At 37.5% G+C, this 21,969-nt stretch carries 17 protein-coding genes; 4 read left to right on the top strand and 13 right to left on the bottom strand.

The features are described 5' to 3' along the window. Positions 1 to 369 precede the first annotated feature (369 nt). Complete coding sequence (locus FJ651_RS14735) at positions 370 to 2,922, bottom strand: ABC transporter permease (protein ID WP_140991442.1); 2,553 nt, start codon at positions 2,920 to 2,922, stop codon at positions 370 to 372. After that, complete coding sequence (locus FJ651_RS14740; RefSeq protein WP_140991444.1) at positions 2,919 to 3,605, bottom strand: ABC transporter ATP-binding protein; 687 nt, start codon at positions 3,603 to 3,605, stop codon at positions 2,919 to 2,921. Before FJ651_RS14740 ends, FJ651_RS14735 begins: the two co-directional genes overlap by 4 nt. 76 nt (positions 3,606 to 3,681) lie before the next feature. Between FJ651_RS14740 and FJ651_RS14745 the strand changes: the two genes are divergently transcribed. The 4 genes from FJ651_RS14745 (at position 3,682) to recQ (ending at position 8,327) form a co-directional block, all read left to right on the top strand. Further along, on the top strand, positions 3,682 to 4,359 hold the full coding sequence (locus tag FJ651_RS14745) for an arylesterase (protein ID WP_140991446.1): 678 nt from the start codon (positions 3,682 to 3,684) through the stop codon (positions 4,357 to 4,359). Positions 4,360 to 5,142: 783 nt separating this feature from the next. Beyond that, entirely contained in the window at positions 5,143 to 5,475 is a 333-nt protein-coding gene (locus FJ651_RS14750; RefSeq protein WP_140991448.1) for a single-stranded DNA-binding protein, read from the top strand. A gap of 119 nt (positions 5,476 to 5,594) precedes the next feature. Further along, positions 5,595 to 5,972, top strand: a complete 378-nt coding sequence (locus FJ651_RS14755; protein ID WP_140991450.1) for a GxxExxY protein — start codon at positions 5,595 to 5,597, stop codon at positions 5,970 to 5,972. A 255-nt stretch (positions 5,973 to 6,227) separates the two neighbouring features. Then, positions 6,228 to 8,327 (top strand): DNA helicase RecQ, encoded by a 2,100-nt coding sequence (recQ, locus tag FJ651_RS14760; RefSeq protein ID WP_140991452.1) that lies wholly within the window; start codon positions 6,228 to 6,230, stop codon positions 8,325 to 8,327. A 544-nt stretch (positions 8,328 to 8,871) separates the two neighbouring features. On the opposite strand, the gene FJ651_RS14765 is transcribed toward recQ, so the two are convergent. The 11 genes from FJ651_RS14765 to FJ651_RS14815 form a co-directional block, all read right to left on the bottom strand. Then, a complete protein-coding gene (locus FJ651_RS14765) occupies positions 8,872 to 9,246 on the bottom strand; it encodes a hypothetical protein (RefSeq protein ID WP_140991454.1) in 375 nt (124 codons plus the stop codon). A gap of 72 nt (positions 9,247 to 9,318) precedes the next feature. Next, on the bottom strand, positions 9,319 to 11,226 hold the full coding sequence (acs, locus tag FJ651_RS14770) for an acetate--CoA ligase (RefSeq protein ID WP_140991456.1): 1,908 nt from the start codon (positions 11,224 to 11,226) through the stop codon (positions 9,319 to 9,321). Then, positions 11,219 to 13,132 (bottom strand): acetate--CoA ligase, encoded by a 1,914-nt coding sequence (locus FJ651_RS14775; RefSeq protein ID WP_140991458.1) that lies wholly within the window; start codon positions 13,130 to 13,132, stop codon positions 11,219 to 11,221. The genes acs and FJ651_RS14775 overlap by 8 nt, the downstream gene beginning before the upstream one ends. A 43-nt stretch (positions 13,133 to 13,175) precedes the next feature. Beyond that, positions 13,176 to 13,541: a response regulator transcription factor gene (locus FJ651_RS14780; RefSeq protein ID WP_140991460.1), complete on the bottom strand. Its 366-nt coding sequence runs from the start codon at positions 13,539 to 13,541 to the stop codon at positions 13,176 to 13,178. Positions 13,542 to 13,553: 12 nt separating this feature from the next. Continuing rightward, positions 13,554 to 16,247 (bottom strand): ATP-binding protein, encoded by a 2,694-nt coding sequence (locus tag FJ651_RS14785; RefSeq protein ID WP_140991462.1) that lies wholly within the window; start codon positions 16,245 to 16,247, stop codon positions 13,554 to 13,556. Further along, positions 16,240 to 16,434, bottom strand: coding sequence for a hypothetical protein (locus FJ651_RS14790; RefSeq protein WP_140991464.1), 195 nt, complete (start codon positions 16,432 to 16,434; stop codon positions 16,240 to 16,242). Before FJ651_RS14790 ends, FJ651_RS14785 begins: the two co-directional genes overlap by 8 nt. Before the next feature lie 72 nt (positions 16,435 to 16,506). Next, the gene (locus FJ651_RS14795) at positions 16,507 to 18,219 is read right to left on the bottom strand and encodes a sodium:solute symporter family protein (RefSeq protein ID WP_140991466.1); all 1,713 of its coding nucleotides are present in this window, start codon (positions 18,217 to 18,219) and stop codon (positions 16,507 to 16,509) included. Between the two features lie 23 nt (positions 18,220 to 18,242). Next, positions 18,243 to 18,503, bottom strand: a complete 261-nt coding sequence (locus FJ651_RS14800) for a DUF4212 domain-containing protein (protein WP_140991468.1) — start codon at positions 18,501 to 18,503, stop codon at positions 18,243 to 18,245. Positions 18,504 to 18,522: 19 nt separating this feature from the next. Continuing rightward, on the bottom strand, positions 18,523 to 19,896 hold the full coding sequence (locus tag FJ651_RS14805; protein WP_140991470.1) for a porin: 1,374 nt from the start codon (positions 19,894 to 19,896) through the stop codon (positions 18,523 to 18,525). 91 nt (positions 19,897 to 19,987) lie between these two features. Continuing rightward, on the bottom strand, positions 19,988 to 20,407 hold the full coding sequence (locus tag FJ651_RS14810) for a transposase-like zinc-binding domain-containing protein (protein ID WP_216746163.1): 420 nt from the start codon (positions 20,405 to 20,407) through the stop codon (positions 19,988 to 19,990). Between the two features lie 93 nt (positions 20,408 to 20,500). Next, positions 20,501 to 21,928 carry an alanine/glycine:cation symporter family protein gene (locus FJ651_RS14815; protein WP_394348098.1) on the bottom strand — a complete coding sequence of 476 codons (1,428 nt, stop codon included), beginning with the start codon at positions 21,926 to 21,928 and terminating at the stop codon, positions 20,501 to 20,503. Between the last annotated feature and the right edge of the window lie 41 nt (positions 21,929 to 21,969).

Below are 21,969 nucleotides of genomic sequence, written 5' to 3' on the forward strand. Positions count from 1 at the left end.
AAAGGTTTAATTGCTGGTTTTACCGCAAAAAAATTAGGCGGCGGATGTTTGGGAACTATCGTAGTTTTTTTAATCGTGTGGTGGCTATTAGGATTATTTTGATACACTTAGAAGCAACTAATATTTAAAAGCTATCTCAACACCACGAGATAGCTTTTTTATTTTCGGAGTTATGTAAAATGGGCATACATTTGTTTTGCTTTTTACAGAATTCAATATTTTGAAAACGCCAATAAATAATTAAGTTTAAAATAATTTATTATATCGAGCTTTAATCGTCAATGTAATTACCTCATTCAATAGAGCGATTATAATGCGATAAGAACACTTAAAATACAATCTTGAAATTAGTATTGTTGAAATGGCTATTTAATTAGTTTCTCTTCTAAGCACTTGCAACGGCGGTTTTTTAATCACGCTCAAATTATTAGTGAGTCCGATAACCAAAACCAATATTGTAATTCCCGGAAACAAAACAACAAAAGGTATAACCGATGGTGAAAATGGCGTTTCAAAAATCCATAGTGCAAGTAGCTGACTGCTTACCAAAGACAATATAATTCCGGTTAAACTACCTAAAATTCCCAAATAGATATATTCTAAAGCAATCATTTTTAGAATTTGACGACTCTTGGCGCCTATGGTACGCATAAGTACACTTTCTTTAATACGCTGATGTTTGCTGGTTCTCACTGCCCCCAGTAATACTATAATACCTGTGAGGATACTAAAAAAGGCCATAAAATTGATAATCCAACCTATTTTATTCAGAAGATTTTCAATAACCGACAATATCTGTCTGAGGTCTAAAACCGAAATGTTAGGGAACTGACTCACCAGTTGCTGCTGCAATGTGGCCGAAGCCCTTTCATCAGGTACCTGAGTTGTTAACACTCTAAACTGCGGTGCACTTTCTAAAACACCTGTTGGAAATAACACCGTGAAATTTAGTTGCATTCGGCTCCAATCTACTGTTCTGATGCTACCAACCACTGTTTTAATTAAAACACCTTGAACATTAAAGACAATTTCGTCTCCGATTTCTAACTTGGCATCGCGAGAAAGATTATCACTCACCGAAATTGGTATCGCATCTAATCCATCAGCTTTAGATGTAAATTCACCTTGTTCAAGCGTTTCAGAATCAATGAGCTTATCGCGGTAAGTTGTTCTAAATTCATGATTTAAAACCCATCTGTTAATGGTTGAAGTTGAATCTTCTTTAATGGCGTTTACAAGCTTTCCGCCAATGCTGTGCATGCGCATGGTAACTATAGGGATGTTATCAATAACCTGATGGTTATTAGCTTTAATGGTTTTAGCCACATCTTCTTGTTGACCGGTTTGCACATCCAGAAGTATAATATTGGCTGTATTTTCCTGTGCTTCCATGTTGGCCTGCACTAATAGCAAATCTTTGCTAAAGTATAAGGTGCTTATTAAAAAGGACCCAACACCTATGGCCAACACTAAAATTAAAGTTTGGTTCTGAGGCCTGTACAAGTTGAGCAAACTGGTGCGTGGTATAAAACCCCATGAGTATGGAAAAAACCGTTTGATAGCTTTCATAAAGACATGAGCGATTCCGGCTAAAATTGAAAAAGTAATAACAAGACCAACCACAAAAGCCAGAGCATATCTTAAATCTTTAAGTAACCAATAAGAAAACAGAAATATAAACGCAAAAATGCCCATCAAAACAAAAATGCCCGCTTTTAACGATTGAGGATTTGACTTCTCCTCAATGCGCAAGGCCTGTAAAGGCGAAATATACAAGGTACCAATTAAAGGATACAAGGCAAACAATACCGACATAAACAGACCCAATAACACGCCCATAAAAATAGCGTTGGGAACCAGTGTGATTTCAACATCAACAGGAAGCAAACCCTCTAGTAAAACAGGAAATAACTGCTGTAAAATAATACCTAAAATCGAGCCAATAATACCACCCAAGAAGCCAACAACAGCAATTTGAATTAAGTAAATTAAAAACGTCTGACGTTTGGTGGCACCCAAACATTTCAACAAGGCCACCGACCTCAATTTTTCCTTGATATAAATATGAATGGCACTCGCAATACCAACACAGCCTAGTAATAAGGCAATAAAGGCTACCAAATTCAAAAACCTTCCAAAATTATCGTAACGTCTGCCAAGTCGTTGACTCGTAGAAGTGTGAATATCTAAATCGGCTTCTTCGGCATCTAAACGTTTGCCTATTGATTTATTTAAGGCAGCTAAATCTGTATTGGGATCAGCTACAAAATAAAACTCATAATCCAGTCTGCTGCCGGTTTGTACCAATCCAGAAGCTTCTATAAATTCAAAAGGTATCACCACCGGTGGCGCTACTGTACTGAATACAGCATTACTGCCGGGAACCGACTTTAAAGCACCGGCAATTGGCAAAGAGATGGCGCCTATCTTAATGCTATCACCAACTTTTAAATTAAGTTGCAACATCACGGTAGCATCCACTAATGCCGATTGGTTAGATTGATATGTTTTGGCAGCATTTACCGGCTCTGTTTCTAATTCGCCATAAAATGGAAATCCACCTTCGATGCCTCTTACCTGTACAAACTTAGTACCTTCTTTATTTGGAAAAGCTGCCATTGATGGAAAATTAATTTCTCTGGCGTTATAACCACCTAACGAATCCATGATGGTCATCACCACTTCGTTTGGAGCCTTGTTACTGTCGATTTTAAAATCGCTTCCCATTAATGATTTGGATTGTACGGCAATATTACTTTTTAGGTTTTCGCTAAACGATTGTATAGACACAACTGCTGCAATTCCCAAAACAATAGACGCCATAAAAAGTCCTAACTTATTGAAACTGGCCTTGCCGTCACGCCATGCCATTTTAAACAACCAAACAGTGGTAGCACCCGAAAATTTCTTTGGTTGATTCATAAGGCTGTTTTGGTGTTTTCTATAATTTGACCGCCTTTTAATTTAAGTATATGACCTGTTTTTTGAGCCAGCTCAATGTCGTGGGTAACAATCACCAAAGTGGTACCTTCTTCTTTATTTAAATCGAATAATAACTTTACAACTTTCTCACCGGTATCGGCATCTAAATTACCTGTGGGCTCATCGGCAATTAAAATTTCAGGTCTGTTGGAAAATGCTCTGGCCAGCGCCACACGTTGCTGTTCGCCACCCGATAATTGCGACGGATAGTGATGCGTGCGGTCTTTTAAACCAACTTTCTCTAATAATTCCAGCGCTCGTTTTGAAGCATGTTTATCTCCTTGAAGTTCTAATGGCACTGCCACATTTTCTAAGGCTGTTAGCGTAGGAAGTAATTGAAAATCTTGAAATATAAATCCAACTTTTTTATTTCGTAACAACGCACGCTCATCTTCTGTTAAACCATTTAATTGAACGCCACAAAGTTCTACCACACCACTATCAGGCTGGTCTAAACCCGCGCATAACCCTAACAAGGTGGTTTTTCCGCTACCCGACGGACCAACAATAGCGAAGGTTTCCTTGGCCTCAACAGAAAAATTGATATCTTTTAAAATAGTTAACTTTTTAGATCCGCTGTCATAGCTTTTCTCTAAGTTCTCAACGTTTAATATCTTTGTCATTTATAATGTATTATTGCAGTAGTTTTGTATGAATGAACAAAATAACGAATTGCTTTTAATAAAAAATTTCTATGCTATGAGAATCTTGTTAATGTTTTGTTATTTTTCGCTGTTTGTATTAGTGAATTCATGTAACGAAACAACCGATAAAAAAACTGAAACGACCCAAACAGAAGTTTCCGAAGAAGCCCAAGCTGCTACCAACACCAAATCCATCTTGTTTTTTGGTGACAGTCTTACGGCCGGACTTGGTGTAGATACAGATGAAGCCTTTCCGGCGGTGATACAACAAAAAATAGATTCCTTGCAACTACCCTATCAGGTAATTAATGCAGGTTTAAGCGGTGAAACCACCGCTAGTGGCAAAAACAGAGTGTCGTGGATTCTCAATCAGCCCATTGATGTTTTTGTGTTGGAATTGGGTGCCAATGACGGTTTGCGCGGTATACCCATTTCTGAAACCAAAAGCAATTTACAAGCCATTATCGATACCGTAAAAGAAAAGAATTCGAAGGCTCAAATCATTTTAACAGGCATGCAAATTCCGCCCAATATGGGTCCGGAATACACTGAAGAATTTAGAAATGTATTTCCTGAATTGGCAGAGAAAAACAACATTCAACTCATTCCATTTTTGCTGGAAAACGTTGGTGGTGTTGAGGAACTCAATCAACAAGACGGTATACATCCAACAGCTGAAGGTCACAAAATTCTGGCTGCTAATGTTTGGGTGGTGCTTAGGGAGGTTTTGTAAGTTATTAAATCGATTGAAGCCCTTTCCCCTGCTGCCGCACGATTGCATCGTGTGGTTCCAACAATCTATAAATAGTTCTATTCTTTCAACCAAAATACTGAAAAACAATAACATTATCTAGTAATCCTTTTTTTTTTGCATAATCTTTTGCACTACTGTAAATTAATCTTCTTGATAATAGACTAAACCGGTATCGCTGATATAATAGCCCTTTCAGGGTTTGAAACCCTGAAAGGGCTTTAATTGAGCTACCAAATGTATATACTTCGTATCGGCTAAAACCATAAAAGCCAAATACATTTACATTAGTGCCACCCGATGGCCAGAATTTACAGCCCTTGGCAATTATATGTCTTAAAATAAATCAATCACCACAATATCTATCAGGTTTTCTAATTCGGTATAGTTTGAGGCAGATCTAAAACAATAGTTGTTCAGAAAAGTAACAATTTTTTCTTTCAATAGATTATTAAGAATATAATCAGTTTATTCTAAAATGAACAAAATATTGTAAATCTACTTAGCGCGATAACCATCTTTCCAACCTTTATTTTGTTGCTCTCTTTTTAGATGTTGTCAGTTCTTTTAAAATCGACTGAAGTTTTAAATATTGATTATCAATAATAAAAACGTTTACAAACGACAACAAACGCTCACAAACGAAAGCAAATGTGTAAGAACCGAATAAAATTTGCAGACTGTTACATCTTTGCATTGTTGAATGAAACCAATTGGTTGAAACAACACAATGTATGAACTGTTTAACCATTAAATTTTATTATTATGAACGCACTAAGAAACAAAGTACAGTTGATCGGAAGATTAGGACAAGAACCTGAAATCGTAAATCTTGAAAGTGGAAAGAAATTAGCAAAATTCTCTTTGGCCACCAATGAAAACTACACTAACACAAAAGGTGAAAAAGTAGAAAATACCCAATGGCACAATGTGGTTGCTTGGGGAAAAACTGCAGAGATTGTTGAAAAATACGTCAATAAAGGTCAGGAAGTTGCCGTAGAAGGCAAACTCACTACTCGTGACTGGGAAGACAAAGACGGCAACAAACGTTATATCACTGAAGTGGTTTGCAACGAATTGTTGATGCTTTCCAAATAACGAAACATCAAAATTTCAAAATCAATGTTAATTCTCGCCAAGACGCAAAGTCGTAACGAAACATTTAATTAAAAACTTTGCGCCTCTGCGCCTTTGCGAGAATCTTCTAAACATTCATTATGTCAGAAAATCAAATCGCCAAAATAATAGTTGATGCGTGTTATAAGATACACGTTCAACTTGGTCCCGGACTGTTAGAGTCGATTTATGAAACTATTTTGTATTATGAACTCACTGAACAAGGATTAAAAATAGAAAGGCAAAGTCCTATTCCTGTTTTTTGGAATGAAATCAAAATGGATCTCGGATTCAGGGCAGATTTAATAATTGAAAACAAAGTAATTGTTGAAATAAAATCGGTTGAGCAAATCGCACCGGTGCATCCAAAACAACTACTTACTTATTTAAAAATTACAGGATTAAAACTAGGGTTGCTGATTAACTTTAATGAACCATTAATTAAAACCGGAATTAAACGTATTGTTAATAATTTATAAATCAATGTTAATTCTCGCCAAGACGCTAAGTCGAAGCGAAACATTTGAGTAAAAACTTTGCGCCTCCGCGCCTTTGCGAGAAACTTTTAAGCATTCATCATATCAATAAAAAATGTCTTATTGTAAATAATTTATTAATCCATGTTAGCTCTCGCTAAGACGCTAAGTCGCAATGAAATATTCAATTAAAAACTTTGCGCTTCTGCGCCTTTGCCAGAAATTTTTAAATCCATCAGTAAATCTTAAATTTGTATCATGATTACTATAGAAAATACCCTTTCCCTATTAAAAAAACACTTTGGCTTTGCCAGCTTTCGACCAAATCAAGAAGCAGTTGTTACAGATATTCTCTCAGGAAAAGATGTGATTGCTATTATGCCCACCGGTGGCGGGAAATCTGTATGCTTTCAGCTTCCTGCTTTGATGTTGCCTGGCACAGCCATTGTTATTTCGCCACTCATAGCATTAATGAAAGATCAGGTAGATGCACTTCGCGCCAATGGCATTTCAGCATCATTTTTCAACAGCACCCAAAGTCCAAACGTTCAAAACGAAGTCCTTCAAAATCTCCGTAACCAAAAAATAAAACTCTTGTACGTTGCCCCTGAAAGTCTAAACTTTTTGTTGCCGCATCTTAATAAGAACAATGTTTCACTTTTTGCCATCGATGAAGCCCATTGTATTTCGGCTTGGGGGCACGACTTTCGCCCCGCTTATACCCAGTTGGGGAAATTAAAAAATACCTTTCCCGATATACCTGTTGCTGCGTTTACCGCCACCGCAGATACTGCCACCCAAGATGATATCATCAAACAATTACAAATTCCCCGAGCCAACAAACACCTAGCCTCTTTCGACCGAAAAAACCTATTTCTCGAGGTACGCCCGGGAACAAACAGACTCCCTCAGATCCTGCAATTCTTGAAAAATCGCCAAGATGAAAGTGGAATTATCTATTGCCTTAGCCGAAAAAGTACAGAAACTCTTGCTGAAAAACTAAAATCAAAAGGCTACAAAGCCGAAGCCTATCACGCCGGACTTGAAACAGATGACCGCACTCGCATACAAGATGGTTTTGTTAATGACCACATACCCATTATCGTTGCAACCATCGCCTTCGGGATGGGCATCGACAAGAGCAATGTGCGCTGGGTAATTCATTATAATATGCCCAAAAATATTGAAGGCTACTACCAAGAAATAGGTAGAAGTGGTCGCGACGGCCTGCCTGCACAAACCCTGCTTTTTTACAGTTTTGCAGATGTGATACAACTCCGTCAATTTATTGAAGAATCAACCACACGCGATTTTCAGTTGGCAAAACTTGAACGCATGCAGCAATTTGCCGAAGCCTTGAGCTGCCGGCGCATCGCATTGCTAAATTATTTCGGCGAGCACATCTCTGAAAATTGCAACAACTGCGATAATTGTAAAACTCCACCGCTGTTTTTTGACGGCACTACGCTCGCACAAAAAGTTTGTTCTGCTATCTTTCGACTCAATCAACAAGAACCTTTGGGTATGGTGATTGATGTTTTGCGAGGTTCTAAAAATGCTCAGGTGTACGACAAAGGTTACCAAAATATCAAGACCTACGGCATTGCTAAAGATATCCCTTGGCTAGATTTACAACAATACATCATTCAAATGATTAATCAGGGAATTTTTGAAATTCGCTTTCACGAAAATGGTCGCTTACTTCTAACCCCATTAGCAAATAAAATCTTGTTTGAAGGCAAAAAAGTGAAATTGGCTTCGCTGCAAATCAAGGAAAAATCAGCTGTGAAAGAGTACATTCAAAAAACAGCATCGATAGGGATATTTGAAAAACTCAGACAACTACGACGAGAGATAGCCATTGAAGAAAATGTGCCCGCCTATATTGTCTTTAGTGATGCTACTTTAAAAGATATGGAAACTAAATTGCCCCAAACCGAAGAAGAATTTCTTCAAGTGAGCGGTGTAGGACAAGCCAAAAATGAAAAATACGGGCAACGATTTTTAGCAGCCATTAAAGACCAATTAATAATAGAGCGGGAGGAATTGTCTAAACAAAAATCAAAAGTTCCAACGCAGTTACTAAGTTATGAATTGTATGAAAAAGGACATACAGTTTCTGAAATTGCACTACAAAGAAACCTTAAAGATGACACGATTTACGGACATTTACAAAAAATGCATGCCCTAGGTAAACCCATCGATCTTTTGAAATTCATAAACAAAGAAGAAATTACGCTCGTTCTAAAAGCTAAGAAGGAGCTCAAACACGATGATGAAAGCGTAAAACCAATATTTGAATACCTCAAAGAAGAAGTGCCCTATTGGAAAATAAGAATGGGGTTGTATTTAGGTTAAAAAAAACATTTGTAGTTACCAAAAAAATCTTCCGGTCATTTAAGTTATGGAAAAGGGATGTTAATTTATAAGCACAAGTAAATCCGCCATTAAAACAATTTGAATCATAAATACTGACAGCGCGCTATGGCTACTGCCCCAAGAGGGTTTCAAACCCTGAAAGGGTTTTATTAAAAGGTTGTGTAATCATTGATATATTGAAAATATACAACATAGGATTGCAAATCGGCTCAATCGGGTATCCTATTTTATCTGATCTTTATTTAATTTTATTCTAATTGCAATTTTCAATAAATAAAGTAAAACTGTTATGACTCCGAATATTAAGATAGTTGTTACTACATTATTCATTTCGAGTTTCTTCCCATAATTCATAAATAATACTCTGACCAAAATAGCAATATCTGTAACTATAAACACATTAAAAAGAAACTTAACTATTTTAAAGCCTTCATTAAGAAAAATTTTATTTTCCATGCCCTTATTGTTGTTTTATTTGATAACATAAATTTACAATCAGTCCTAATAACCAACATTAAAAAAATCAAGCCACCAAATGTATATACTTAGGATCAGCCAAAATCAAAAATGCCAAATACACTAGCATTGGGGCTACAGCTAAAATAATTACAATTACTTTGAACAATTTCTTGAGAATTGGAATTGTTTTGAACTTTAGAGTTATGTCTAAAAATTCAAAAAACAAGAGTAACACATTAATAATCATTATATAAAGCACCAAATCAATCAGCATTACCAATATCACATTCAACTGCAACGGATCTAAAAAATAACTGGTGAATTTTTGAAATCCCAATAATGCAATTAATACAGACACTTCAATAACCCAAAGTACGACCACTATTTTGGTGACTAACTTTCTAAGAGCATTCCAATAACTTACTTTACTCAGGTTCATCTGTTATGATTTAAGGGATAAATCTACAGTTTTCTGTAAATTTATCCCTATATCAAGCTACTTAAATTATGTTTATAAAGCATTATCCATAATCTCTTGAACCACTTCCGGGTTCAGCAATGTACTGGTATCGCCTAAATTATCGGTTTCTTTACAGGCGATTTTTCGTAATATACGGCGCATGATTTTACCACTTCGGGTTTTTGGTAAGCCTGAGGTAAATTGAATTTTATCCAGTTTAGCAATGGGTCCGATATGCTCGGTAATGACCTGATTAATTTCTTTTCTAAGATTATCGTGATCTCTGCTCTCGCCTGTTTCTTTTAAAGTTACATAACCATACAAAGCAAAACCTTTTACGTCGTGTGGGAAACCTACAATGGCACTTTCGGAAACGGCAGGATGCTCGTTAATAGCATCTTCAATAGGTGCTGTACCAAGATTATGGCCAGAAACAATGATTACATCATCTACCCTACCGGTAATTCTGTAGTAACCAACTTCATCACGTAATGCGCCGTCACCGGTAAAATACATGTTTTCAAAAGCTGAAAAATAAGTGTCTTTATATCTTTGGTGATTGCCCCAAATGGTGCGTGCAATGGATGGCCATGGAAATTTAATACACAACCTGCCATCTACCTGATTCCCTTTGATTTCGTTGCCCTGTTCGTCCATCAAAGCCGGCTGAATACCTATAAACGGCAAGGTGGCATAAGTTGGTTTGGTAGGCGTAGCAAATGGAATGGGCGTGATCATAATACCACCGGTTTCGGTTTGCCACCAAGTGTCTACAATCGGACTTTTCTTTTTACCAACGTTATCGTTATACCAATGCCAGGCTTCTTCGTTGATGGGCTCGCCTACGGTTCCTAAAACTTTCAGTGATGACAAATCGTGTTTTTCAATAAATTCCATTCCTTGTTTTGCCAAAGCTCTTATTGCGGTTGGAGCAGTATAAAATTGTGTGACTTTGTGTTTTTCTACCACTTCCCAAAAGCGTCCAAAATCAGGATAACTGGGCACACCTTCAAACATGACGGTGGTGGCGCCATTGGCTAACGGACCGTAAACTATATAGCTATGTCCTGTAATCCAGCCAATATCGGCCGTACACCAATAAATGTCTTCCTCTTTGTATTGAAACACATTTTTAAAAGTATAGGCCGTATAAACCATATAACCGGCTGTGCTATGCATCATGCCTTTGGGCATTCCTGTGCTGCCCGAAGTATAAAGAATAAATAGCGGATCTTCAGCATCCATAATTTCTGGTTCGCAATTTGTATCAGCTTCATCTAATAAGGGCTGTAACCAAACATCTCGGCCATCTTTCATTTGAATGGTTCGGTTGGTGCGATTCACTACTAAAACCGATTGAACACCCGGACAAGATTTTAAGGCATCGTCCACAATGCCTTTTAAATCGATGCTTTTATCGCCGCGATAAGAACCATCGGAAGTAATGACCATTTTAGCATCGCAATCGTTAATTCTTGTAGAAAGTGCCGTAGCCGAAAAACCGGCAAAAACCACCGAATGTATGGCACCTATTCTGGCGCATGCCAAAAGAGCCACTGCCAATTCAGGAATCATAGGTAAATAAATACATACGCGGTCGCCTTTGCCAATACCTTTACTTTTTAACACATTAGCAAACTTGCCAACTCGCTCATGTAGTTGTTTGTAAGTTATATGCTGAGCAGGTTCGTTTGGGTTATTAGGCTCAAATAAAATAGCGGTTTTATTGGCGCGGGTTGTTAAATGACGGTCGATACAATTTTCGGTGATGTTGAGTTTGGCACCTTCGAACCATTTAATTTCAGGTTTTTTAAAGTCCCAGCTCAATACATTGTCCCATTTTTTTCTCCATAAGAAGTGCTCTTCTGCTACTTCTTCCCAAAATAACTCGGGATTTCTAACCGATTTGCGATAGACTTGATAATATTCTTCCAGATGTTTGATATGATAATTACTCATGATGTGATATGTTTTTATGAATTCCTATTTGATGTTGTTGATATACACTTTTTATTTCGTCTACAATAGCGATGTCGTCTATGGTAGATGGAATGTTATATTCTAAATCGTCAGCGATTTGACGCAGCAATTTCCGAAGAATTTTGCCTGAGCGGGTTTTTGGTAACCTTTGAACTACCAGCACTTCGCGAAGTGCTGCTACTGCACCAATTTCCTTTCTAACCAGTGTTACCACTTCATTAGAAATATGTTGTGATGATTTACCTGTCTCAGATTTTGCAACAATGAGCGCCAAAGGTTTCTGACCTTTTAAATCGCAATGCACCCCAAATACGGCACATTCGGCCACTGCCGTGTGCGACGCTACTACTTCCTCCATTTCGGCGGTAGACAAACGGTGACCGGCAACGTTGATCACATCGTCTACCCTACCGGTGATAAATACGTAACCGTCTTCATCTTTATAACCACCGTCACCTGAAAAGTAATATCCGGGAAATTTATTGAGGTATCCGGCTTTAAAACGTTCAGGATTTCCCCATAAATTGCTCAGTGTTCCGGGTGGCAACGGCAATTTTACTGCCACATAACCTTCAACGCCTGCTTCAACTTCTTCACCCAGTTCGTTTAAAATAGCCACGTTATAACCACAAACAGGGACGGATGCTGAACCCGGTTTAACGGGCATTAATTCTAATCCGGCCATATTGGCAAGCATGGGCCAACCCGATTCTGTTTGCCACCAATGGTCTATTACGGGAATATTGAGATGTTGTTGAGTCCAGTTTAATGTGGCGGCATCGCAGCGTTCCCCGGCTAAAAATTGGTATTTTAAACAAGATAAATTAAAAGATTTTATAAAATTCCCATCCGGATCTTCCTTTTTAATGGCTCTTATAGCGGTAGGTGCTGTAAACATGACCTTTACATTATGTTCTGAAATCACACGCCAAAAGGTCGAGGCATCCGGTGTTTTAATAGGTTTGCCTTCAAATAATACGGTGGTATTCCTATTGATTAATGGCGCATACACAATATAACTATGACCCACCACCCAGCCAACATCACTGGCAGCCCAAAACACTTCGCCGGGATCAACATCATAAACGTATGTCATTGAAAATTTCAAGGCTACCGCATAACCACCTGAATCTCTGATGATACCTTTTGGTTTTCCGGTAGTTCCGGAAGTATAAAGAATATATAAAGGATGTGTTGATGGCACCACCACAGGATCTGCCGGCTGAGATGTCGAAACGAGCTCCTTATAATCGATGTCGTAAGATTTTAAAGGTACATCTGTTAAAAATCCGCGTTTAAAAACCACCACATGTTTTGGTTTGTGTTCACATTTTTCAATGGCTTGATCTACAAAAGGTTTGTAAGGTATAATTCTGTCTATTTCAATGCCGCTGGTAGCGGTTAAAATCAATTTAGGTTTGCAATCGTCTATTCTAATGGCTAATTCGTGAGGTGCAAATCCACCAAATACCACCGAATGAATCACACCAAGTCTGGCACAAGCCAACATGGCAAAAACAGCCTGCGGAATCATTGGCATGTAAATAATGGCGGTATCACCTTTTTCTAATCCAAGAGATTTAATGCCGCCCGCCAACTGTTCAACTTCTTTTTTTAGTTCATTATAGGTGATGTATGTTTTGGTATTGGTAACAGGTGAATCGTAAATGATGGCATTTTGATCTCCAAAACCATCTTCAATGTGCTTATCGATGCACAGATAGCTTAAGTTAAGCTCGCCATCTTTAAACCAATTGTGATAGTCGTGCTCATCTTTACCCAATGCCTTAGTCGGACTTTTATGCCAGGCTAACAGTTGGGCTTGTTGCATCCAAAATTCTTCCGGGTTTTGGATGCTGTGGTTATAAAATTTTTGATAGTTCATGTTAAATTGTTTATGCTATAATTTAAGTTGAAAGACTGATGATTTATTCTAGAAGCTCTTGAATTTCGGCTACAACCTTCTTTACTGAAAATGGCTTTGTGAGGTACTTATCTGCACCCATGGCGAGTCCTTTTTCCATATCGGAAGCGCGATTCTTGGCTGTTAAAAACACGACTTTGGTGTGCGACAACTGTTCCTTGCTTTTGATGTATTGCAAAGTTTGGTAACCGTCTATGTTTGGCATCATGATATCAAGCAATACCGCATCGGGCGTGTGTGTGTCTAAAATTTGAATGGCTTCGCTACCATCGCGCGCTATAAAAACTTCAAAATCTTGTTTTTTGAATGTATACTCCAAGGTCATTACAATGTTTGGTTCGTCGTCTACAATTAAAATGCTCTTTTTCATCTGTCTTCTTTTTTATTTCACAAAAGGTAATGTAAAGCTGAAAGTTGCACCTGTTTTTGCGTTATTTTCAACCCATATTTTACCGCCGTGATTGTCTATGATTTGTTTAGAAATGGCTAATCCAAGTCCGCTGCCGTGAGGTTTTTTTGTGTTTTGGTCTTTAGACTGATAAAACTTATCAAACACATATGGCAAATCTTCATCAGGAATACCTTTGCCGTTATCGCTTACCTGAATTTCTAAATATCCATTATCGTATTTATACTGTATGTAAATGTTTCCCTTTGCCGGCTCAGTGAATTTTAAAGCGTTAGATATTAAATTGGTAAACACCTGCAATATTCTATCTTCATCGTACTTTAAATAATAATCACTTTTATTGGTACACCACAGTTGAACGTTTTTCTTAGCAGCTAGCTGACTTAAACTATCCAACGATTTTTTAATGGTCTCTCTAATATTGTGTTTAGCAATATTTAGATGCGCTCTTCCTGTTGAGAGTTTTTCAAAATCCAGAATGCTGTGAATTAATCGCGACAATCGGTCGGAGTCATTCAGCATATTTTCTAAAAAACGTTGTCTCATTTCTTTTGGCATCTCATCGTCGTCGTCCAGTAATACCTCTGTAGCAGCTCTAATTCCGGTAATAGGCGTTTTAAGTTCGTGTGCCACGGTATCTAAAAACTCGTCTTTTTGCTTGTCTTTTTGAAGTAATTCGGCGTTAGCAAGTTTAAGCTGATTGCTAAGCTGCATTAATTCATTCGATTTATCTTTGAGTAATTTATTGTTGGCGATGGTTTCTTTAGACTCTTCCAGAATTTTAAGTACTTCCACCAGGCTCACTTCTTCCTCTTTAACCACACTGGATATTAATATTTTAGCCGAAGCGCTGCCAATGCTGCCGGTTAGTAATTTTTCAGAAAAATTAATCAATCTGGCATCGGCCATTTGGGTATCGGGTGGCAAATCGTATTTGGTGAAGAATATGCGCAAGGCTCTATCGGTACGCTGATCACCCAAAAACTTTTGCAATACATTTTTAATGTCTGCCACGTAAGCCTCACCTTTCCAAACCAATGCATTATCTTGAAGCTTACTGTAATTGCGGCTATCAACAAACATTTCGGCATAGTTGCGCTCTCGGTAATTTCCTTTAGAACTCAATGAAAAGGTTAAGTAGCAAAACAAATTAATTAACATGCTCCAAAAGAAGGCATGTGCAGGCACACTTAAATAATCAACACCAAATAAGGCATGCGGTTTTAGGTAACCTAAACCAAATAGACCTTCGTTTACAAAATAACTAGAGCCGTTAAACGCCTGAATGCTAAAAGGAATGATAAGCGTATAAAAACTCACTGCCAGTCCGCCCAAAATACCAATAACTGCCGCTTTTGAAGAACCACGGTTCCAGAATAAACCAATAAAAAAGGATGGTGCCAACTGGGCAATAATTACAAAAGCAATTAAGCCAATAGAATACAATGACGAGTAAAACGATAAATTGACATAAAATGCGTAGGCTGCGATAATGATAAAAAATATCGAAATTCGGCGTATATTTTTAATATAGCGTGCATTGCGTTCCGGGTGATTTAACAAAAACTTATCGAGAAAACCATAAGGAATAATAAGGTTATTACTCACCATAGTTGACAAAGCCAATGTAGAAACCACTACCATTGAAATGACTGCCGAAAAGCCTCCCAAAAAGACCAATAAGGCTAGAAAATTATTATTGTTTTGTAAAGGTAGCAACAAGGCGTAGTATTCGGCTAAGTCGGCATTACCTATAGAAAGATTTCCTGCCCACGCAACGTAAATCACAAAAATATTGAAGAGTAACAAATACAGCGGAAACATCCAAATAGCGTGTTTTAAATGTTTTTCTCTTACGTTTTCAACAACAGATACCTGAAATTGTCTCGGCAATAGAAATATGGCCATAAACGATAGCATAATGGTATAAAGCCAAGTAAAGCCATTTTCCAATCCATTAAAGCTGTAAAGCTTGCTAAAATTTTCGGTTTGACTCATTTTGTCGAAAATATCGCCGGTACCATCAAATAAAACATAGGTGGCGTAGATGCCGATGATTAAAAAGAAGACCAATTTTAAAACCGATTCAAAAGCCACTGAAACAACAATGCCTCGGTGTTTTTCGGAGGCATCGGTGGTTTGGGTTCCGAAAAAGGCCGCAAAAACAGCTAAAAGAACAGCGATATAAAAGGTAGAATCATCAAAAATGGATGTTGATACGTATTGATTTTCAGCTGATAAAATTTGAAAAGTTTCTGAAACAGCTTTCAGTTGCAGTGATATATAAGGCACAATTCCCAATAAACACAACACCGTGACTAAGGCACCTAAAAATCGGTTGTTGCCGTAACGCAACGAGATAAAGTCGGCAATGGAACTTACTTTGTGCTGTTTTGATATACGAATGATTTTTCTAAGGATAACAATCCATAACGGTGCAGCAATCACAGGACCCAGATAAATGGGTAAAAAATTAATGCCTGAATTTGCGGCAATTCCTACGCTGCCATAATAGGTCCATGCAGTACAGTAAACGGCTAATGATAAGGTATAGACAACCGCATTATTAACGTATTTGCTTTTGGCATTTCTTTCGGCCAAATAGGCAATGAAAAACAGCAATGCCAAATACACAATTATAATTCCTATTAGCGTATAGTTACTCATAGTGTTTACTTAAAATAATATATGAGATAACTATGGCCAGAAACCATATAAAAAATATGAAAGCGTACAATGCGGGGATTCCAAAAACAGATGTATTGGCATCGAATATATACACCACGGGAATATTGAGCACTACTAACAGTGCTATGGCCAGAATAACTAATTTTTGTTCGTGACGTTTTTTCAAGGTGTAATAGCTTTCTTTAAAAATAAGAAAAAAACAGCATCGCATAAATACGATACTGTTTTTATAATTTTATTAATGATCTTGTGCTTCTCCGGCGCCTGAAGGAATTCTGATATTCTCAACAATTTCTTGAACATGCTCGGGTGGTTCTTTGGTAAAAGCGTTAACCGTTAATGCTACGGCAAAATTCACCAACATGGCGATGGTTCCAAAACCTTCGGGAGAGATTCCAAACCACCAATCGGCTTTGAGTCCATCAACGGCAGCCTTTCCGCCATCAAAAATTCCAAATTTAAACTTCAGCATATAAAATAACATAAATAACAAACCAACAATCATTCCTGATACGGCGCCTTCTTTGTTCATTTTCTTATAGAATATACCTAGAATGATGGCAGGGAAAAACGAAGCAGCAGCCAGACCAAATGCCAGTGCTACAACGGCCGCCACAAATCCCGGCGGATTGATACCAAAGTAGCCTGCAATAACCACAGCCACTGTAGCCGAAATTCTTGCCGCCCATAATTCGCCTTTTTCAGAAATATCCGGTTTAATCATTTTTTTGATTAAATCGTGCGATATTGAAGACGAAATAACCAATAACAAACCGGCAGCGGTTGATAAAGCTGCGGCCAAACCACCTGCAGCCAGTAAGGCAATGACCCAATTTGGTAAGTCGGCTATTTCCGGATTGGCCAACACCATGATATCATTATCGATGGTAAGTTCATTGGTAGCTTTATCGGCCACATACTGAATTTTTCCGTCAGCATTTTTATCGTCAAAAACAAGCAGTCCTGTTTCTTCCCATTTCGAAAACCATTCCGGCATACTGGTGTATTCTTCATTGCTAACTGTTTCAATTAAGTTAGTTCTTGCAAAAACAGCAATCGCGGGTGCCGTTGTGTAAAGTATGGCAATGAATAATAAAGCTAATCCTGCCGATTTACGGGCGTCTTTTACTTTTTTAACTGTGAAGAATCTCACAATAACGTGAGGTAATCCGGCTGTACCTACCATTAAAGCTAAGGTAATTGCAAATACGTCTATCATTGATTTGGTGCCACTGGTATATTCGGCGAAGCCTAATTCGGTTGATAATCCGTTTAATTTATCAAGTAGATAAGTTCCCGAACCATCTGCCAGGGTACCACCCATTCCTATTTGTGGAATTGGATTGCCGGTCATTTGAATTGAAATAAAGATGGCCGGAACCATAAAAGCGAAAATAAGTACACAATATTGCGCCACCTGAGTATAGGTAATACCTTTCATACCGCCCAAAACAGCGTAAAACAAAACAATCACCATACCTATAATCACACCGGTATTGATATCGACCTCTAAAAACCTTGAGAAAACAACACCTACACCTCTCATTTGTCCGGCAACATAAGTAAACGAAACAATCAAGGCGCAAATAACCGCTACTGTTCTGGCAGTATCTGAATAATATCTGTCGCCTATAAAATCAGGTACCGTAAATTTTCCAAATTTCCTTAAATAAGGTGCTAATAAAAGTGCCAAAAGCACATAACCACCGGTCCAACCCATGAGGTAAACTGTACCATCATAACCCATAAAAGAGATTAAACCCGCCATGGATATAAATGAGGCGGCACTCATCCAATCTGCTGCCGTAGCCATGCCATTAGCCAGTGGCGATACACCACCGCCGGCTACATAAAATTCTTTTGTAGAGCCTGCTCTACTCCAGATTGCAATTCCTATATACAATGCGAAGGTGATCCCAACGATAATGTATGTCCATATTTGTACTGTCATGATTTTTGAATTTAATTTTTTAATTATTCGTTGAAGCCAAACTTTTTATCCAGCTTATTCATAAGTCTTACATACACAAAAATGAGTATGACGAATACATAGATGGAACCTTGTTGTGCAAACCAGAATCCCAAAGGAAAACCACCAATTTTTATGGCGTTAAGTGCATCTTTAAAAAAGATACCGGCACCGTATGAAACGGCGAACCAAATAGAAAGCAAAATAACCAGATATTTTAGGTTTTGCTTCCAATAGGCTGTAGCGTGTTTTTGTTTTTCAGACATGATAATTGATTGTTAGTTGTTATAAATAAATTTGAAGTTGAATAATAAATTCTCCTTTTGAGGTTTTATTTCCGTTGTTTAAAACCAAAGGTCTTGAAGAGTATTGGGTAGTTATTTTGGCATGATGACCATCTATAAAAAAGTTAGCACCAATATCAAAATTACTTAAACCGGTGTCAAGGGCTTCAAAATCTTTGTAAGTGTAAGCAGTAAAAGGTTGAATTCTTAGTTTAGGCTTTTCGGCTTTATTAGGAAGTAAAATGCCGGCCTGGGTATAGAAAATATTACCGGTACCGATAGTAGGTTGCGCATTACCTGCACCGGCTAATGCTCTGGCTCCCGTGAAATTGGGGTCGTTAACGCCAATATTCATAATACCAATGTTTCTTAAGTAATTCGGACCAAAATCATAGCTGTAATAAGCGCCATAAGCAGTAATGGCCATTTTATTTTCCTTCTTTCCTATAGGCATATCTAAAAACACATCACCCGAAAATAGATTGATGTCGTGATTATTGATATTGCCATTAACAGAACTTTGAGTTGAGTTTCCGGCACTGTAAAATCCGGCACCGAGATTAAATACTTTCTTAGTTCCTAGGTAAGTGCCAACTTTGAAAGGTAGAAAATTAGATTCGCTATCTAAAAATTGATATTCAAAATAACCTGCGGTAGACCATTTGGGGTTGCCATTATTGTCAACTGCTCTTGCCAATCCGGCATCGGCAGCATCTACCGGTTGAAGATTGGTGGCATACGGTTTATTGACGCTCATTCTATATTCAATTTTCCCGTATTTACCCTTGGCAAATAAGCCTACCTGTCTTGCAAACTGATCTGAAGCCTCTATAAGCGGCCAGTTAAATATGGGTGCATCGATAGCCATGAAGTTTAATGTAGAACCCATAGTCATTCTAGACAAACCCATGTAATAATGTAAACCGGCACCAATGGTAAGACTGAATTTCTTATCTTTTTGAGGTAGAAAAACGGCATATTCATTCCATGCATCATGAAAGAATAGTCCGGGTTTTTTTCCGGCGCCATTACCACCGGTTCCGCCACCACCGGCAACACCACCGTTAATAAACGATTGGTTGTTGATACCCACATGCGTTACAATTAAATATCTGGGAGAAACTTGGGCATAAGCTAAAATTCTAAGTCTTCGATTGCCAATATCAACAGTATTACTGGTAGGTTCATCGCCAACTAGGGTTCCAGGATTCATGTCGGTAGATCGCATCCATATTTGATTCCATAAGATGAATCGTAAATTTTTGGAGCCGTCTTCGTTTAAATTAATTTTTAAACCGTTACCGTAATCCATTGATCCCTGTGCAAACATGCCTATAGACAAAAGCAAACAACAGGTAAAAAAAACACTTCTCATAATTTTCAATTTGTTGGTTTAGTTACCGCCAAATTGTTGAATTATACTGATGCTATAAAATTCGATATATATATGCGTTAATTAATTATAGTTAATCCTTAAAACGTTCCCATTTGATGAGCATAAATTTATCGCCAAGTTCAGTAACTAGTGTACCTGCACCCGATAAATTAGATTTCTGAGAAAAATATTTAGAAAGCTCTTCGTGATTTAGAATCTTGTAGGTAGGATGGTAATTAGTGTTTTGAGGTCTTTTGATATTATACTTTTTAACCCAGTTTAAAACAGACACATGAGAGATCCCTAAAATACGCTCAATCTCTCTATATGTTAAACCTTCCAGATAAAGTTGCAAGGCTTTATTAACATAATAATTATCAATAGATTTACCCAGTTTATTAACTGTAAAAAAGTAACTACAGTCTTTACATTTATAACGTTGACGATCATTAATAATCCCACTTTTAACGTACCGGTTCGAGCTGCAATTAGGACATTGTTCAATTACCATATATATAATTTTAGCATAAATATAGTAATTTAGCAATATATATACAAATAATAATAAATTGTTCCAACCAATTTCATCAATCATTAAACAAAACTAGGTCTTGTTAGAAAGCGATTTGAAATAGAGTTTTGAAGCCTTGACTACTTTTGGTGCTAAAATAATGGTTACAATCATGGTTGGTATGGCCATAAATGCAAAAAAGGAATCAATTAAATTAATCATCATATCTAAGGTGGTGGTTGCACCAATAAAAATGCTTCCCAAATACAAGTAGTTATAAAGATATTTGTGCCGGTCACCAATTAAAAAAGACATACACTTGGTGCCATAATAGGCATAAGAAAATAATGACGACACACTAAAAATAACAATACACAGTAAAAGTACATAATTTCCAATTACAGGCATGGCCGAGGTAAATGCAGTAGCTGTTAAACTTACGCCATTAGCCGGCGAACTCTGCCAGACACCGGTTACAAGAATGGCCAGTGCCGTTAAGGTACAAATCACAATGGTATCGATAAACGGTCCAAGCATAGCTACCAAACCTTCTCTTACCGGTTGAGAGGTTTTAGAGGCACCATGTGCCATTGGTGCGGTGCCTATTCCGGCTTCATTAGAAAAAGCACCGCGTCTTATTCCCAATAAAATTAAACCACCCAAAGTACCACCCAAAAAGGCTTCGCCTTTAAAATATCCTGCACTAAAGGCGTCGGTAATGATTAATTTTAGATAGTAAGGAAGTACGTCGATATAAGTTATTAAAATTACAGAAACAGCTACAAAGTATAACACAACCATGTAAGGTACCAACTTCGAAGCTACATTGCTAATACTTTTAAGTCCGCCTAAAATCACCATAAAGGTTATAATTACCAATACTGCACCAATTATTAAATTAGTTGTTATGCCCGAAAATAAGCCAGCCGGTTTTAGTAAAATATCATTTATAGCCTGAGTTAGTTGGTTGACATTAAATACAGGCAAGGCTCCAATCAATCCGGCCAAACTAAAAAAAACTGCTAAAGGTTTCCATTTTTTGCCTAAACCTTCAGTAATCATATACATGGGACCACCTTGAATATTACCGGCACTATCTTTACCTCTGTACATTATAGATAGAGTACAGGTAAAAAATTTAGTTGCCATGCCGATAATGGCACTAACCCACATCCAAAAAATGGCTCCGGGACCACCAATAAAAATAGCTACGGCCACACCGGCAATATTACCCATACCAACGGTTGAAGCCAAAGCCGTACTCAATGCTTTAAAATGTGAAATCTCGCCTGGATCATTAGGGTTGCTGTATTTACCACGCAGGACATTTATGGCATGAAAAAAATATTGAAATGGTAAAAATTTAGACCGAATTAAAAAATATATTCCACCACCGGTAAGTAATATTAACAAAGGTAAACCCCATGCAAAACTCTGGAGTTCAGCTAAAAAGTGACTTATTTTATCCAAATCAAAATAAATTAGGTTACGTAAAAATACATCATCAGTTAGATTTGACATTCATATTCTCAATAATATCTTTTAAATTCGCACATTAACCT

The organism is Paucihalobacter ruber (assembly GCF_006494535.1).
GTDB classification, from domain to species: Bacteria; Bacteroidota; Bacteroidia; order Flavobacteriales; family Flavobacteriaceae; genus Paucihalobacter; species Paucihalobacter ruber.